The 17,226-nt window shown below is 43.5% G+C and carries 13 protein-coding genes and 1 riboswitch; of the genes, 10 read left to right on the top strand and 3 right to left on the bottom strand.

Annotated features, from left to right (window positions below; translation table 11 throughout):
* Positions 1 to 116: 116 nt before the first annotated feature.
* The 6 genes from thrS to HB679_RS03975 all read left to right on the top strand — a co-directional run bounded on the left by thrS (position 117) and on the right by HB679_RS03975 (position 8,222).
* A complete protein-coding gene (gene thrS, locus HB679_RS04000; protein ID WP_214070642.1) occupies positions 117 to 2,042 on the top strand; it encodes a threonine--tRNA ligase in 1,926 nt (641 codons plus the stop codon).
* A 1-nt stretch (position 2,043) separates the two neighbouring features.
* Complete coding sequence (gene infC / locus HB679_RS03995) at positions 2,044 to 2,610, top strand: translation initiation factor IF-3 (protein ID WP_214070641.1); 567 nt, start codon at positions 2,044 to 2,046, stop codon at positions 2,608 to 2,610.
* A 105-nt stretch (positions 2,611 to 2,715) separates the two neighbouring features.
* Positions 2,716 to 2,916: a 50S ribosomal protein L35 gene (rpmI, locus tag HB679_RS03990; protein ID WP_214070640.1), complete on the top strand. Its 201-nt coding sequence runs from the start codon at positions 2,716 to 2,718 to the stop codon at positions 2,914 to 2,916.
* 71 nt (positions 2,917 to 2,987) lie between these two features.
* Complete coding sequence (rplT, locus tag HB679_RS03985) at positions 2,988 to 3,332, top strand: 50S ribosomal protein L20 (RefSeq protein WP_214070639.1); 345 nt, start codon at positions 2,988 to 2,990, stop codon at positions 3,330 to 3,332.
* A gap of 537 nt (positions 3,333 to 3,869) precedes the next feature.
* Positions 3,870 to 6,908, top strand: coding sequence for an amidohydrolase family protein (locus tag HB679_RS03980; RefSeq protein ID WP_214070638.1), 3,039 nt, complete (start codon positions 3,870 to 3,872; stop codon positions 6,906 to 6,908).
* 12 nt (positions 6,909 to 6,920) lie between these two features.
* Positions 6,921 to 8,222, top strand: a complete 1,302-nt coding sequence (locus tag HB679_RS03975; RefSeq protein WP_214070637.1) for an amidohydrolase family protein — start codon at positions 6,921 to 6,923, stop codon at positions 8,220 to 8,222.
* Positions 8,223 to 8,294: 72 nt separating this feature from the next.
* Here the strand turns inward: HB679_RS03975 and HB679_RS03970 are convergent, their stop codons facing one another.
* Positions 8,295 to 9,065 carry an SRPBCC family protein gene (locus HB679_RS03970; RefSeq protein WP_214070636.1) on the bottom strand — a complete coding sequence of 257 codons (771 nt, stop codon included), beginning with the start codon at positions 9,063 to 9,065 and terminating at the stop codon, positions 8,295 to 8,297.
* A 104-nt stretch (positions 9,066 to 9,169) separates the two neighbouring features.
* Positions 9,170 to 9,375, top strand: a riboswitch (cobalamin riboswitch).
* A 106-nt stretch (positions 9,376 to 9,481) separates the two neighbouring features.
* On the opposite strand from HB679_RS03970, the gene HB679_RS03965 reads away from it, so the two are divergent.
* The 4 genes from HB679_RS03965 (at position 9,482) to HB679_RS03950 (ending at position 13,965) form a co-directional block, all read left to right on the top strand.
* The gene (locus HB679_RS03965; RefSeq protein ID WP_214070635.1) at positions 9,482 to 11,503 is read left to right on the top strand and encodes a TonB-dependent receptor; all 2,022 of its coding nucleotides are present in this window, start codon (positions 9,482 to 9,484) and stop codon (positions 11,501 to 11,503) included.
* Between the two features lie 14 nt (positions 11,504 to 11,517).
* Positions 11,518 to 12,594, top strand: coding sequence for a YncE family protein (locus HB679_RS03960; protein ID WP_214070634.1), 1,077 nt, complete (start codon positions 11,518 to 11,520; stop codon positions 12,592 to 12,594).
* Between the two features lie 37 nt (positions 12,595 to 12,631).
* The gene (locus HB679_RS03955; protein WP_214070633.1) at positions 12,632 to 13,213 is read left to right on the top strand and encodes a DUF6580 family putative transport protein; all 582 of its coding nucleotides are present in this window, start codon (positions 12,632 to 12,634) and stop codon (positions 13,211 to 13,213) included.
* 65 nt (positions 13,214 to 13,278) lie between these two features.
* Positions 13,279 to 13,965 (top strand): NAD-dependent deacylase, encoded by a 687-nt coding sequence (locus HB679_RS03950; protein ID WP_214070632.1) that lies wholly within the window; start codon positions 13,279 to 13,281, stop codon positions 13,963 to 13,965.
* Positions 13,966 to 14,626: 661 nt separating this feature from the next.
* Here HB679_RS03950 and HB679_RS03945 read toward each other — a convergent pair.
* Positions 14,627 to 15,847 carry a PQQ-dependent sugar dehydrogenase gene (locus HB679_RS03945; protein ID WP_214070631.1) on the bottom strand — a complete coding sequence of 407 codons (1,221 nt, stop codon included), beginning with the start codon at positions 15,845 to 15,847 and terminating at the stop codon, positions 14,627 to 14,629.
* On the bottom strand, positions 15,848 to 17,095 hold the full coding sequence (locus tag HB679_RS03940; RefSeq protein WP_214070630.1) for a PQQ-dependent sugar dehydrogenase: 1,248 nt from the start codon (positions 17,093 to 17,095) through the stop codon (positions 15,848 to 15,850).
* Positions 17,096 to 17,226 lie beyond the last annotated feature (131 nt).

Raw genomic sequence — 17,226 nt, 5'->3', positions numbered from 1 at the left:
CTCTATTCACTGTACTAAGTGCCAAAATAATCGTATTTTCGCTCCACAAAAATAATCGGTCACGCACGTAGGTGACCGTCAAACGTAATTTTATAAACTTTAAATCATAGTTGTAGATGATTAACATTACACTACCCGATGGGTCCGTTCGTCAGTATGACAAAGGGATCACTGCCATGCAGATTGCCTTGTCAATCTCCGAAGGTTTAGCCCGTAACGTATTAGCCGCCGAAGTTGACGGCCAGGTATGGGACTCAAGCCGCCCGATTGAAAAAGATTCAAGCGTTAAATTGTTAACCTGGAATGATACTCAAGGTAAATCAACCTTTTGGCACTCATCGGCCCACTTAATGGCTGAGGCGTTGGAAGCGCTGTATCCCGGAACAAAATTTGGTATCGGCCCGGCTATCGAGACCGGCTTTTACTATGACGTTGATTTTGGCGATCGTGAATTTTCATCAGACGAATTCAAACAAATTGAAGATAAGATCATCGAGCTGGCAAAAACCAAAGAAGAGTTTGTACGCAAACCGGTATCTAAGGCCGATGCGTTGGCTTACTTTACCGAAAAAGGTGATGAGTACAAGCTAGACTTACTGAAAGATTTGCCTGACGGTGCCATTACTTTTTATACACAAGGTAACTTTACAGATCTTTGCCGAGGTCCGCATATACCCAATACAGGTTTCATTAAAGCTGTTAAGCTGATGAGTGTTGCCGGTGCTTACTGGCGTGGCGACGAAAGCCGTAAACAGTTAACCCGCATTTACGGTGTTACTTTCCCAAAAGCAAGTGAACTAACTGATTACCTGCATTTGCTGGAAGAAGCTAAAAAGCGTGATCACCGCAAATTGGGTAAAGAATTGGAGCTATTTGCCTTCTCAGAAAAGGTAGGCATGGGCTTACCATTATGGTTGCCTAAAGGTGCTGCATTACGCGAGCGTTTAGCTAACTTCTTACAGAAAGCACAAACTAAAGCAGGTTATGAGCAGGTGGTTACGCCGCACATCGGCCACAAAAATTTGTACGTAACTTCTGGTCACTACGAAAAATATGGTGCCGATTCTTTCCAGCCCATCAAAACTCCGCAGGAAGGAGAGGAGTTCTTCTTAAAACCAATGAACTGCCCGCATCACTGCGAGATCTATAAAACAAAACCACGTTCATATAAAGACCTGCCGGTACGTTATGCCGAGTTTGGTACCGTTTACCGTTACGAACAAAGCGGCGAGCTGCATGGCTTAACCCGTGTACGTGGCTTTACTCAGGATGATGCGCATTTATTCTGCCGCCCGGATCAGGTGAAAGAAGAGTTCATGAAAGTGATTGACCTGGTGTTGTATGTGTTCAAAGCTTTAGGTTTTGAAGATTACACTGCACAGGTATCTCTACGCGATCCTGAAAATAAAGCTAAATACATAGGTACAGACGAAAACTGGGCTTTAGCCGAAGCTTCTATCATTGAAGCTGCTGAGGAAAAAGGACTAAAAACCGTTGTTGAATATGGCGAAGCGGCTTTTTATGGCCCTAAGCTTGATTTCATGGTTAAAGATGCCCTGGGTCGTAAATGGCAGTTGGGTACTATCCAGGTTGATTATAACCTGCCTGAGCGTTTTGAGTTAGAGTATACCGGCAGCGATAACATGAAACATCGCCCGGTAATGATTCACCGTGCACCATTTGGTTCGTTAGAGCGCTTTATCGCAGTATTAATTGAGCATTGTGCAGGTAACTTCCCGTTATGGTTGTCGCCGGAGCAATTTATTATTTTGCCTATCTCAGAGAAATATGAAGATTATGCAAAAAAACTTTCAGAAGAGTTAAAGAATTCCGATATTTGCGGGCTGATTGACTTTAGAGATGAAAAAATAGGTCGCAAGATTCGTGACGCTGAAGTTAAAAAGACCCCTTACATGCTGATTGTGGGCGAAAAAGAAGCTGAAGAAAACAAGGTTTCTGTACGTAAACATGGTGTGGGCGATTTGGGAAGCATGAGTATTGAAGAATTTAAAAATCAAATAATTAAAGAAATAACCGTATAACTTGGCATTAAACAGACCGGTAAACAGAGGACCAAGGCTTCCTTTTAAGAAAAAAGAAGCTGAACACAACATCAATCAATTCATCAGAGCTGCAGAAGTTCGTTTAGTAGGCGACAATGTAGAAACAGGGGTTTACGCCCTTAAAGATGCTTTAGCAATAGCAGAAGAGCAGGAGTTGGATCTGGTTGAAATATCTCCAAACGCTGTACCTCCCGTTTGTAAAGTAACAGACTATAATAAGTTTATTTACGAGCAGAAGAAAAAGCTTAAAGAGATCAAGAGCAATGCCAAGCAAACAGTTATCAAGGAGATTCGTTTCGGACCGAATACTGATGATCATGACTTTGAGTTTAAATTAAAGCATGCTACCAAGTTTTTAGAAAGCGGCGAAAAGGTGAGAGCCTACGTACACTTTAAGGGCCGTGCAATTGTATACAAAGAACAAGGCGAAATATTATTGCTGCGTTTTGCACAAGCACTGGAAGAAGTAGGTAAGGTAGAGCAATTACCAAAACTAGAGGGAAAACGGATGTTTTTAACCGTTGCACCAAAAGCAGCTAAAAAGTAGCTTTTTGTTGTACGTATTACGTTATAAGTTGTACGTCGAAAGATTGAATAAAAATAAAACGTATAACGTCTAACGTAAAACGTCTAACACAAATAAATAATAGATATGCCAAAAATGAAAACCAATTCCAGTGCTAAAAAGCGCTTTAAGCTTACTGGAACCGGTAAAATTGCAAGAAAAAACGCATACAAAAGCCACATCTTAACCAAGATGTCTACAAAACGTAAGCGTAACCTAACTCACACCAGTTTAGTTTCTGATGCTGATATGGGTAACGTTAAACGTATGCTTTGTATCGGAAAGTAATTAATTAATTTTTAACCAGGTATTAGAGTAATTAAAGACCGCAAGGCACTCACTACCAAAAAGACAAACACATGCCACGTTCAGTTAACGCCGTAGCGTCGAGAAGACGCAGAAAAAGGATCATGAACCTCGCCAAAGGTTATTGGGGTTCTAGAAGCAAGGTTTACACCGTTGCTAAAAACACAGTAGAAAAAGGTTTACAATACGCTTACCGAGATCGTAAAACCAAGAAAAGAGAATTTAGAGCTTTATGGATCCAACGTATTAACGCTGGTGCCCGTCAGCATGGAATTTCTTACTCACAATTAATGGGTAAGTTAACCGCTAAAAACATTGGTTTAAATCGTAAAGTTTTAGCTGATTTAGCTATGAACCATCCAGATGCTTTCAAAGCAGTGGTTGATGCGGTAAAATAAATCGTATTTTAATAGTATATAAAAAGACCTGCAGTAATGCGGGTCTTTTTTGTTTATGGCTGCCCCAAACCAGTCCAACTCTAACCACCACTTCATTGCGAGCGTAGCGTAGCGATCTCTACGCGATAGGCGATAAATCGTTTAGAGATCGTCACGCTCGTTCCTCGCTCACGATGACGCGGCGGAGTTATTGGGGTTAAACCAGTCCTACGCTAACCACCACGTCATCGCGAGCGTAGCGTGGCGATCTCTGCGACGATGATATCCGCTTGTTAAGAGATCGTCACGCTCGTTCCTCGCTTACGATGACGTGGCGGAGTTATTGGGGTTAAACCAGTCCTACGCTAACCACCACGTGATCGCGAGCGTAGCGTGGCGATCTCTGCGACGATGATATCCGCTTGTTAAGAGATCGTCACGCTCGTTCCTCGCTCACGATGACGTGGTGTTTTCCTTATCTAACATTTCTGTTACGGTTTTATAAACCCGCCTTTTACAATTATATTCGGTAAAACTAACTGACTCATATTAGATCACATGAAGAAATTTTTACTCTGTGGTTTTGCGGCGCTGCTATGCAATTTTGCGCGGGCGCAACAAACCTTCCCGGTAAATGGTGTGCAGGATATCCGGCCCGGATTATACGCCTTTACCAACGCGACGATCGTCGTAAACTCACAACAAACAATCCCGAATGGCACTTTGCTGATCAAAGACCGTGTAATTGAATCGGTAGGTGCGGGAACCGCTATCCCAAAAGGTTATGTAGTTGTCGATCTGAAAGGCAAATACATTTATCCGAGTTTGATTGATGCCTACACTAGCTACGGATTGCCTGATGCACCGAGACAGGCATTTACTTTTAATCGCACTATTACGCCGGTATCAACCAAGCCAGGCGCTTATGGCTGGAATGAAGCCATTCGCCCGGAAATGAATGTAAAATCTATTTTTCATGCCGATGGTGAAAAAGCCGAAGCATTTAAGAAGAATGGATTCGGTGCTGTTCAATCTTTAATTCACGATGGTATTGCACGTGGCACATCTGTAGTAGCTACTTTAGGTGACGAACGAGATAACCTGGTGATGTTAAATGACGAGGCGGCCGCTAACTACTCGTTCTCTAAAGGAACAGCCGTAACCAATTATCCATCATCGTTAATGGGCAGTATCGCACTTGTAAGGCAAACTTACCTGGATGCGCAATGGTATGGTTCGCAAAAAGAAGAGTATAATATTTCATTAGCTGAGTTTAATCGCGAACAAAACCTACCGCAGATATTTGAAAGCACCGACCCGTTGATGACCTTGCGTGCCGATAAAATTGCCAAAGAGTTTGGTAAAAAATATATCTATAAAACAGACGGCGAAGAATACCGCCGCCTGGATGCCATGAAAGCTACCGGCAGCAGCTTTATTATCCCGCTTACTTTCCCGGAGGCTTTTGATGTTGAAGATCCGCTACAAGCGAGAAAGATATCATACGAACAATTAAAAGACTGGGAATTAGCACCTAACAACCCAGCTATTATGGAGAAGACAGGCATCCGCTTTGCGCTAACCTCTTATGGTTTAACTAATCCGCGCGATTTCTGGACAAACCTGCGTACTGCGATGGATCATGGTTTAAGTGAAACACAAGCTTTAAAATCGTTAACAGAAATTCCGGCGGAGATGCTGGGGGTTAGTGATAAAGTAGGATCATTAGCTAAAGGTAAAATGGCCAACTTCCTGATTACTTCCGACGATCTGTTCAAGAAGGAAAATGTTATTTACGAGAACTGGGTAGAGGGCAGGCAATATATAGTTAACCGCGTAAGCGCCATTAACCTGGCGGGAACTTATAAATTAAGCGGCAATGGACTGGCTGGTGTAACGCTTCGTATTACCGGAAATCCCGGCTCGTATGAGTTAGGTGTTCAACGCAGCGGAACTGACAGTACCCGTGCGCGTGGCACATTCATTCGCACCGGTGATATGGTTAATTTATATTTCGATTTGAAAAATAACCCTGCTGGTACTATTCGTCTGAATGGTTATATTTCATCTACCTCGCCGGTTACGTTAACCGGTGGCGCCATCCTGCCTGATGGCACGTCGACTAATTGGTCGGCTACCTATTCAGATCCGGTACCGGCATCTGAAAAGAAAGAGCCTACAAAGCCTAATTTAACAGCAGGCCCGGTGGTATATCCTTTCGCCGCTTTCGGCAACGCCGAGATACCCAAAGCCGAAACCGTTCTGTTTAAAAACGCCACGGTCTGGACAAACGAAAAGGACGGCATCCTGAAAAATGCCGACGTATTAATAGAAAACGGCAAGATCAAGGCCGTAGGTAAAAACCTGCCGGCAGGCAATGCTAAAGTTATCGACGCTACCGGCAAACATATCACCGCAGGTATTGTGGATGAGCACTCGCACATTGCTGCAACCGGTGGTATCAACGAAGGTACACAAGCTGTTACTTCCGAGGTTAGGATCGGTGACGTTTTGGATTCAGAAGATATTAACCTTTATCGCCAGCTGGCGGGCGGGGTTACTACTTCGCATATTCTGCACGGTTCTGCAAATCCGATAGGCGGACAGACTATGCTGATCAAACATCGCTGGGGTGTATTACCTGAAGAAATGAAACTGGAAGGCGCTCCGGGCTTTATCAAATTTGCCTTAGGCGAGAACGTTAAGCAAAGTAATTTCAGCTTGCCGGGCGGACCGAATACCCGTTTCCCGCAAAGCCGTATGGGTGTAGAGCAAGTTTATGTTGATGCCTTTACGCGTGCTAAAGAATATGAAGCAGCCCGCGCGGTGAAAGGAAATCATGTGCGCCGCGATCTGGAACTGGATGCTTTGGTGGAGATTTTACACGACACACGTCACATCACTTGCCACTCTTACGTGCAATCAGAGATCAACATGCTGATCCATGTGGCTGATTCAATGGGCTTCAAGGTTAATACCTTTACCCACATCCTGGAAGGCTACAAAGTAGCCGATAAAATGAAAGCACATGGTATAGCAGGTTCAACCTTCTCTGACTGGTGGGCATACAAAAGCGAGGTTAGTGAGGCTATTCCATACAACGGAAAGATCATGCATGACATGGGTATTACTACCGCCTTTAATTCTGACGATGAAGAAATGGCGCGTCGCCTTAATCAGGAAGCCGGTAAAGCGGTTACTTATGGCCACATGAGCGAAGAAGAAGCCTTGAAACTGGTTACACTTAATCCTGCAAAAATGCTGCACGTTGATAACAAGATTGGCAGTTTAAAAGCAGGTAAAGATGCTGACCTGGTTGTTTGGTCGACCGATCCATTGTCAATCTATGCTGTTGCCGAAAAAACCTATGTTGATGGTGTACCTTACTGGGATTATGACAAAGACGCCGCGAAACAAAAAGAACTGAAAGCTGATGAGGGCCGCATCATCGAAAAAATGATAGAGGCTAAAAACAAAGGTGCAGCGGTACAACCAGTGGGTGGCGGTCGCCGCCGCCCGGTTTATGATTGCGACACCATTGAAGACGGCGCTTACGTAGTTGCCGATGATTATAACGGAATGGCTAAATCAAAATAAGGACGAGACAACATGAAAAAGATATTAATTTTTGGAGGATTGTTGCTTGGCACCGTCCTTACTTATGGGCAGGCGACGATATCGCCGGCCAAACCACAATCTAAGCCTATTATTATTACCGGCGCTACTATCCATGTAGGCAACGGGCAAGTAATCAACAATGGGTATATTGCTTTTGATAAAGGTAAGATCACTGCTGTTGGAGAGGGATCTCCTTCAAACACCAGTGGAGCCGATGTGATTAACGCAACCGGCAAACAGGTTTATCCCGGCTTTATTTGCCCGGTGACAACATTGGGTTTAATTGAAATTGAAGAAGGAGCAAAGGGTACGGTAGATAACGAGGAAACAGGAGAACTTAACCCCAATGTACGCTCGCTTATTGCCTATAATACCGATTCTAAAGTTATCCCAACGGTTCGTTCAAATGGTATTTTATTAGCTCAGCCTACACCGGAAGGTGGCACGTTGTCTGGCCAATCATCAGTAGTACAACTGGATGCCTGGAACTGGGAAGACGCGGCTTACAAAACCGATATCGCTGTACACTTAAACTGGCCGATAGTAAGGGCCGGACGCAGAAGAGCAGCCATTGTGCTGCCGGGGGCTGAATCGCCTGACGAAGCCCGGTTAAAACAATTGGACGAGGTGAACAACTTATTCACCGCTGCCAAAGCGTATGCTGAAGCAAAACCAGAAACAATCAATCTGAAATTTGAAGCATTGAAAGGATTATTCACCGGCAGCAAAAAACTGTTTATCAACGCTGATGGTGCTAAAGAGATCATTGAAGCAGTATCATTTGCTAATAAACTGGGTATCAAAGCCGTAATCGTAGGCGGTAAAGAATCTTACCTGGTGACTAATCTGCTAAAACAAAACAATGTCCCGGTTATCATCCGCGAAACACAGACTTTGCCGGCGAGGGATGAAGACGATGTATATCTGCCATACAAATTACCCAAAATATTGCAGGATGCAGGTGTTGAGTATGGTTTAACCGGTATTGGTTTCTGGCGCCAGCGCAATTTGCCGTTTGAGGCCGGCCAGGCAGTAGGATATGGATTGACCAAAGAACAAGCATTAAGCATGATCACCATAAACAACGCCAAAATATTAGGTATCGACAAAACCACCGGGACATTAGAAAAAGGTAAAGACGCCAATCTTTTCATATCAGAGGGCGATGCTTTGGATATGCTGACATTGAACGTTGAATCTGCGTTTATTCAGGGTAGAAATATTAACCTCGATAACCTCCACAAGCAGCTTTATAAGAAGTTTAGTGATAAGTACGGTTTGAAAATCGAGTAAGAAATATCATCTAAAAGACAAAAGCCTCATCCGATATCGGGTGAGGCTTTTTACTAACATTAAAAATTCAAACTAGTGCTTGGCAGCCACGTGCTTTTTTGCGGCTGATTTGTGCGGATGACCGTTTTTAGCTACGGGCTTCAATGAATTTTCCAAATCCATATATTGCTTGAAGTTGCGAACATCATTATCCACTATATTCTTAAAGAATGGATTTAATAAGTTGGCAACGCTTGCACCAAGGCCGCCTGCAGGCGGTTGATAAGTGATTAGCACATCAACCACAGTGCCTTTACCATCCTGCGCATCGCGGAAAAATACTTTACCGGCATTATCTATTACAGAATCAGGTAGCGAGCTCCAGCCAATCACTTCGCCGGGTTTGTCTGCTACAATTTCTGCGTCCCAGCTGATGGTGCCAACTCCGGTGGGCAATTTCATTACCCAGTGGGAGCGGGTATCGTCAATTAGTTCAACACTCTCCAGGTGATTCATGAATAATGGCAGATTATCCAATTGTCGCCAAAAATTATAAACGGCCTCACGTGGTTTGTTAATAGTAAACGCCGAGCGGATATTAACATTAACCGGCTCTTGCGTGTTTTTGCCTATTCTTGAATAAATAGCACAATGTCCGCTAACACCGCGGTTTAATAAATAGCCACCCGCACCTAATTTTAATATACTGGTTAAAGGACTTGAGAATAAACCACCCAAGCCTGAAAAAGTAAGTTTTACACCCGTAGCTATAGAAATATAACGTTCGGGCCAGTTTAAGTTTATGTCTATCGGTTCAGTCTCCTCTGTGTACTTTTTAACCGGATATAATGTATTCCCTGTCATAATTTAACGTTTATGTTATCGCTAATTAACAGTATAGCCGTCAGGTGGTTTTCTTTTTAGTGAATTAAATATCGTTATCGTTTTGTTGTTAGCATTTGTTATTCTACTTTTGCAACGCTTTAGGTTTCTGGTTGACAGTCAATATCAACCAAGAATTAAAAGGGAATACAGCGTAAATCTGTAACTGTCCCGCAGCTGTAAGCTCCAATACCAGCGTCCATTCTATAGGTCACTATCCGCAATTAACCGGGTGGGAAGACCGGACAAAGGGGAGTAAGTCAGAAGACCTGCCAGAGCACCATATATTATTCACAGCTTTCGGGGATTGAAGCTTGGATTTGAGATACTCACCTGTATAACCGGCGTGTTTTCATTTCTATATGATCCTTGATATGCGCTGTAGCTAAAGCTCTGGTATGAAGAAACATTTACCACTTATTTTTAACTATCAATGGCGCAAGCCGGGGTGTTTTGCGGTATTGTTATGTCTTTCTTTACCAATTTCCGTTTCTGCGCAGAGCGATACCACCAAAAAGATCAAAGAGGTACAGGTAAATACTACTACTTTGCCAGCTGTTCCCTTGGCTGTTCCTTCGCAAACCATATCAGCAAGCGATTTCAGTCATTACAGTGCATTTAACGTTGCCGACGCTATACGTAACCTTTCAGGTGTTAGCATTAAAGATTATGGTGGTATAGGCGGCTTGAAAACCATATCTGTGCGTGGCCTTGGCGCTAATCATACCGCAGTATTATTCGATGGCGTACAGATCAACGATGCCGAAAACGGGCAAATAGACCTGGGTAAATTAAACCTCACCAATATTCAGGAGATCACTTTATACAACGGGCAGCCGCCAACCATTCTTCAAACAGCCAGAGCTTATGCATCGTCAAGTGTGCTTTCTATCAAAACTATCAAGCCCTATTTAACCGCTGCTGAACCTTATGCCATAACAGCTGGCATAAAAGCAGGAAGTTTCGGTTTGGTTGAACCCTATTTACAATGGCAGCAACGGTTAAGCAACACGTGGTCTTTCATCATCAACAGTTATTTAACCGATGCTAACGGACGATATAATTATGCGCATAATGACAATGGTGTAAAGGACGGCGGTACACGTAACAATACCCAAATAAATGCGCAGCAAACAGATGGCGCGCTTTATTGGTCGAAAGATAGCGCCGGGTTCAATTTACATATCAACTACTATAATTCTGACCGGGGATTGCCGGGCGCGGTTATAGACAATGCGCCACCAACATTTGGCCAACAGCTTTGGAACCGCGATCTGTTTATCCAGGCTGGCTATGAGCAAAAATGGGCAGATGGATTTAGTTTGCTTCTTAATGCAAAGTTCACCAATAGTAAACTACATTATTTAGATCCGCACTTTATCACCGCAACAAACGTACTCGACCAGCATTTTACGCAGCGCGAGTATTATCAATCGACAGCGTTGGCTTATTCTATTCTAAATAATTGGGAGATTTCGCTAGCGGCAGATGTAGCAGTGAATAATATGGATGCCGATATACCCAACTTCTCTTTTCCTACGCGCTTAACGCTATTGAATGTGCTGGCATCAAACCTGGTTTTGGGGCGTTTAACTTTACAAGGAAGTTTACTTTATACCAACACCTTTGAAAGTGTAAAAACCCGGACGGCTTATCCCGATCAGCATTTGCTCTCACCAACGTTAATGGCAACTATAAAGCCGCTGGATGATCAGAACTTTCAGTTACGCACCTATTATAAATCGAGTTTCCGTAATCCGACATTTAACGATTTGTATTATGGATTTTCGCCCAATAAAGACCTTAAGCCCGAATATGCGCAACAATATGATGCAGGCGGATCGTATCGAAAGGGCTTAGATGGTTTGTTTGATTTTATAACCGTTACCGCCGATGCCTATTTTAACCATGTATCTAATAAAATAGTGTTCATCCCTACACTCTATAACGGATCGACCCAAAACTTTGGTAAAGTAGATATCAAAGGACTAGATGCCGGCATTAAAACAGCGCTGAAAGCAGGGAATGGCTACCGCTTTGATATCAGTGCCAACTACTCTTATCAGCAGGCTTTGAATGTGACGGGGCCGGTTACCGACGAAAATTATCTTAATCAATTGCCCTACATCCCAAAAAACACGGTTTCTTTTAACGCAGGCATTAGCAAAGGTTCAATAGGGGTATACTATAACCAGGTAGCCATTTCATCAAGATATTATAACAATAATAACGACGCTGCCGATTATATGCCAGCCTATTCGGTTAGCGATGCTTCGGTTGTTTACAAGACATCGCTTTCACATTTCCCGGTTACCGCATCGGCAGAAGTCAATAATCTTTTTAATAAAAACTATGTGGTAGTACAAAGCTACCCTATGCCGGGCCGCTCTTACAGACTTTCATTTCAAATTTCAATTTAACATAACAACAAATCATGAAACAATTTAAACTACATTCTTTCCTTGTCGCGTTAGCAAGCATAACATTGCTGGCCTCTTGCCACAAGGATAAAGTAACACCTGCTCCAAGCAAGCCGACAGCTGAAAGAGCAGGTATTTATGTATTAAACCAGGGTGGTATAGGGCATAATAACAGTACATTGACCTATTATGATTACACAAGTAAGAGCCTGGTACCTGATCAATTCGCTGCCGCTAACGCCCCAGGCACACTAGGAGACACCGGAAATGATCTGGGCATATATGGTTCAAAAATGTATATCGTGGTTAATAACTCAGATGCTATTTATATTACCACTGCAAAAACAGCTAAGCAATTGTCAAAAATCACGCTCCACCAGCCGCGCAGTGTGGTATTTGACAAAAATCATGCGTTTGTGACTTCTTACGATGGTACGGTATCAGTTATCGATACCACTTCAATGACAATAACCAAAACAATTACGGTAGGTGCAGACCCTGAACAAATGGCAATTGCCAATGGCAAATTGTATGTAGCCAACTCAGGTGGTCTTTTATACCCAGATCCACCGACAAACACTTTATCAGTAATCGATTTAGCTACACTTACTGAAATAAAGAAAATCACTGTACAGATCAATCCGATTGCGGTAACCGCTGATGCTTATAACAATGTATATGTATTATCCTTAGGCGATTTTGATACCAAGCCGGCGGGTTTAACCATTGTTGACGCTACTACCGACGCGGTTAAATCAGAACCAACTGTTAGCCTGGGTTACAATATACCTATTTATACACAAGGCGATTTTGTATATTACCCTACAACTACCGATAACAAAACTTATCAGATTGCGGTATACAACGCCAAAACACAATCTTCAGCTTCTGTTAATTTTATTACTGATGGAACGTCCATAACTACACCTTTTTCCATATCGGGTGATCCGCTTACCGGTGAAATATTTATTGGCGATGCTAAAGATTATGCTTCAAACGGCACTTTAACTGCGTTTGACAAAACAGGTAAGAAAGAATACGCCATTGCTACAGGCATTAGCCCCGGCAAAATTGTATTGCTTAACAAATAATAGTTTAGTAATTTTGGCTAAATAAGTATTTACCGATATGTCATTACAAAAAACAAATACCAGAAACGCAGTGCTGATCTTAATGATCATTGCGGCTACAGCCATGCGTTTGGTTACTTATAAGTTTCCGGGTGTGTTGAGCAACTTTACACCCGTGGGTGCTATCGCGATATTTGGTGGTGTCTATTTCACCGATAAATGGAAAGCTTATGCAGTGGTGTTGCTTTCGTTGTTTTGTAGCGATGTGATCATCAATTATTTTTACACGTCAAAGTTAACTTTTTTGAGTGGCGATACGTTTTGGAACTGTGTATGCTTCGCTATAGTGATATCTATTGGTACTTTAATCAAAAAGATAAACCTGGGTACCGGCATTGTTGTGCTTTTCGCACCTGTGTTAATTCATTGGTTGATTATGGATATGCCATGGATAAATGATGCCGGCGGCTTATTTCCTAAAACCATCGGCGGCTACATGGCTGCATTGGTAGCCGCTATTCCATTTGAAAAGAACATGTTGTTGGGCGATTTACTTTTCGGCGCAATACTGTTTGGTGGTTTTGAATTGGCTAAGCGTAAATACACTGTATTACGCACCCAACGCGAGCTTGCTCTTTAAACTAAACAAACAAATATTAAAAAGCGGCCCCGTTATCAGGCCGCTTTTTTTATGGATTGACATTTATGAAAAAGATTGTAGTATTAACCGGCGCCGGTATTAGCGCAGAGAGTGGTTTACAGACCTTCAGAGACAGCGATGGACTTTGGGAGGGTTATGACGTGCGCGAAGTTGCAACGCCCGAAGCGTGGCAGCAAAACCCGCAACTGGTGCAAGACTTTTATAACATGCGCCGTAAAGATGTGCTTGCCGCTAAACCGAATGCCGCGCACTTTGCTTTGGCAGAACTGGAAAAGAATTATGAAGTTACCATCATTACTCAAAACATCGATGATTTGCACGAAAGGGCAGGCTCTACTAATGTGATGCATCTGCACGGAGTAATTACCCGCTCACAATCTAACGTCGATTCAACATTAACTTACCCAATGGATGGCTGGGAGATCAAAATGGGAGAGGTGTGCGAGTTAGGTTCACAATTGCGCGCACATGTGGTATGGTTTGGCGAAGATGTGCCGATGATCGTCCCGGCAGCAAGGGAATGTCAGCAAGCGGATATTTTTATATTGGTAGGCTCATCGCTGGTCGTTTACCCGGCAGCAGGATTGGTTAATTATGTGCATTATGATGTGCCGAAATACATTGTAGACCCGAGCATTCCGGACATTAGCCGGATAAAAAATGTAATCAAAATAGAGGAGAGGGCCACTACTGGGGTACCGGAGCTGGTGAAGCAATTGATGACTGGTTAAACGAAAACACCAAATGCGTGAAACTTAGACTTATAAATCCTATAGTGTACTCCGCGCCGTCATCCTGAGCGCAGCATGAGGATCTCTAAACGAGCGGACGGGAACGCGTTCCGGAGATCGTCACGCTCGTTCCTCGCTCACGATGCCGTGGTGGGAAAGTAAATCACAAGGTTCTTGTGTACACCTATTTCCGCGCCGTCATCCTGAGCGCAGCGTGAGGATCTCTAAACGAGCGGACGGGAACGCGTTCCGGAGATCGTCGCGCTCGTTCCTCGCTCACGATGCCGTGGTGGGAAAGTAAATCACAAGGTTCTTGTGTGCACCTATTTCCGCGCCGTCATCCTGAGCGCAGCGTGAGGATCTCTAAACGAGCGGACGGGAGCGCGTTCCGGAGATCGTCACGCTCGTTCCTCGCTCACGATGACGTGGTGGGAAAGTAAATCACAAGGTTCTTGTGTGCACCTATTTCCGCGCCGTCATCCTGAGCGCAGCATGAGGATCTCTAAACGAGCGGACGGGAGCGCGTTCCGGAGATCGTCGCGCTCGTTCCTCGCTCACGATGCCGTGGTGGGAAAGTAAATCACAAGGTTCTTGTGTGCACCTATTTGCACAGACGGGGTAGACAGGGAGCGGGTAAAGAAATGACCTATCTTTTAAAGTTTTACTTCACAATTTTATAAATAGCTCCTTTAGTCTCGCTCAATAAATTACCGCCATTGGTAATCAGGTATAATTCGCCTGACGGATCTTCGCCCCAGCTGGTTATTTTAAGATTTGTTGGATAGTTCTGTAATTCGACTTTTCCGCGCTGCCAGTCGTTACCTTTTTTCTCGATGTAATAAATGGGGCCTGTCCAATCGGCAAAGAAATATTTACCTTTTTGGGCTGATAATTGAGTACCGTTATAAACATAGCCGCCAATTACACAGACGCCATTTTTATGATCGTATTCGGCAATGGGTTTAATAGTTCCTGTAAAGTCGCAACCTTCTTTTGGATTAAAGCAATGATTGCCTTCAACCATGCGCCAACCATAATTGCCGCCCTTCTCAATGACATCCATTTCCTCCCAGGTTGCTTCACCTACATCGCAGGTAAATAGTTGTTTGTTGGCTCTGTTGAATGAGAACCGCCAGGTATTGCGTACGCCATAGGCCCAAATTTCCGGTCTTACATTGGCCTTACCAACAAAAGGATTGTCTTTTGGGATTAGGTAAGTTGAATCGCTGTTTACATCGATCCTTAATACCTTACCTAACAGAGTATTCATGTTTTGAGCATTACCTATCGGGCCATGCTTATCACCACCGCCGCCACCATCGCCCATGGCAACGTATAAATAACCGTCGGGTCCAAACTTCAGGCAGCCGCCGTTATCTCCTTGACCGGGTTCGTCGGCAGTAAATAAAATGCGACCACTTTCCGGATCAGGCAGGGTAGCATTGTTTGATAAGGTGTACTCGGCCACCACATCTTTATGGTCGGATTTTTCAGCGGTAGCAGGCGCGCTATAAAAAACGTAAATCTTATGATTGCTCTTGAACTTTGGATGCACAGCAAATCCCAACAAACCGCGCACATCTACAGGCATCAGCTTGATGAGTTTACTGCTGATATCTAATAGCGGCGCATCCGTCAACTTGCCGTTCTTGATCAGTCTTATCTTTCCGGCCTGTTCGGCTACCAGAATATCGCCATTGCCAATAAAGGTCATATCTAAAGGCGCCTGTAAACCGTCAACTATTGGTTGAGCTTTGAAAGTTAGCGTCGGTGCTAACAGTCCATCCGGATCAGCTTTCTTTAAAACGTAAGAAGGGAGTAGCAATATGCCGACTCCCCCTAACAAAACAGTTAATAAACTACCGTTTAAATATTTTCTCATTTATTGGTTTTTGACGATTTTATAAACGCTGCCGGTTGTAACACCAGGGCCACCGGGGCCGGTTTCTGAATTGGTAAGATAATACAATTCTCCGGATTGATCTTCGCCCCAGCCTGTAATTTTTCCCTGGGCAGGGAAGTTGTTAATGGTTACCTTTCCTCTCAGCCATTTTTCGCCGGCTTTCTGCAGGTACCACACCGGGCCTGTCCAGTCGCCAAAAATGTATTTACCTTTTATGGATGGAATTTGCTTGCCATTATAGACATAGCCACCGATAACCGATACACCTTCGCTGTGCGCATATTCTGTAATAGGCGGAGTGATGCCTGTAAAGTCGCAACCGGTGGCAGGGTTATGGCAATGATTGCCTTCTACAATGCGCCAGCCATAATTAGCACCTTTTTGCAGGATATCTACTTCTTCCCATAAATCCTGGCCAACTTCGCCAATAAACAATTGCTTAGAAGCCCTATCCATTGTTATACGATATGGGTTACGGAAACCGTAGGCCCAAATTTCAGGTCTTACGCCGGCTTTGCCTACAAATGGATTGTCTTTGGGTACTGAGTAAGTAGAATCGACATTAATATCAATACGTAAAACTTTACCCAACAGGGTGTTCAAGTTTTGCCCGTTGCCAATAGCGCCGTGTTGATCATGTTGGCCGCCGCCATCGCCAAAAGTAACATACAAATAACCATCAGTACCGAAAACAATACCGCTACCGTTGTGATTACCGTCTGGTTTGTTTTGGGTTAAGATAATACGCGCACTGTTTGGATCTGCCTGGTCTGAGTTAGGTAGCATCTTGTATTCTGCCACAACATCAGTATGATCGAATCGGGGTTTACCCTGTTCGTTTTTATGTGGTGCGCTATAATAAATATAGAACTTGCCATTTGTGGCAAATTTTGGACTCAGGATAACGTTTAACAACCCGCGTTCCTCATAGCCTGAATTAACCTTAATCATTTTATCTTTTACATCCAATACCACTACGTCTGTTAACTTACCATCTTTAATTAAACGGATAGCACCAGTCTGCTCGGTAACCCATGCTTTATTCGGCGCAGGGAAGGCAAGAGACGTTGGCGCTTTTATACCGTCGGTAACCTTAACGGAGTTGATGGTGATTGTAGCAGGGTCAATATTCTGGGTAAAAGAGGGAAGTGCGATAACGGTAGCACATATCAATGCTGCAGTTAAAGTACCTAAAGCCAAAGCTTTTATTTTCAAAGATGTCTTCATAAAATTAATAGTGTATTATCATTGATTGGATAGCAATTCTACAATTTAATCGGCCAATAATTATATTTAGCCACGAATATTTTTACGCAATCGTTATCGGAAACAGGACTGGGTTAACGTTGTATATAATC

The sequence above is a fragment of the Mucilaginibacter sp. dw_454 genome, from assembly GCF_018449775.1.
Classification (GTDB): Bacteria; Bacteroidota; Bacteroidia; order Sphingobacteriales; family Sphingobacteriaceae; genus Mucilaginibacter.
The sequence above is the reverse complement of the archived record's forward strand: the minus strand, read 5'-3'. Positions and strand labels throughout refer to the sequence as shown.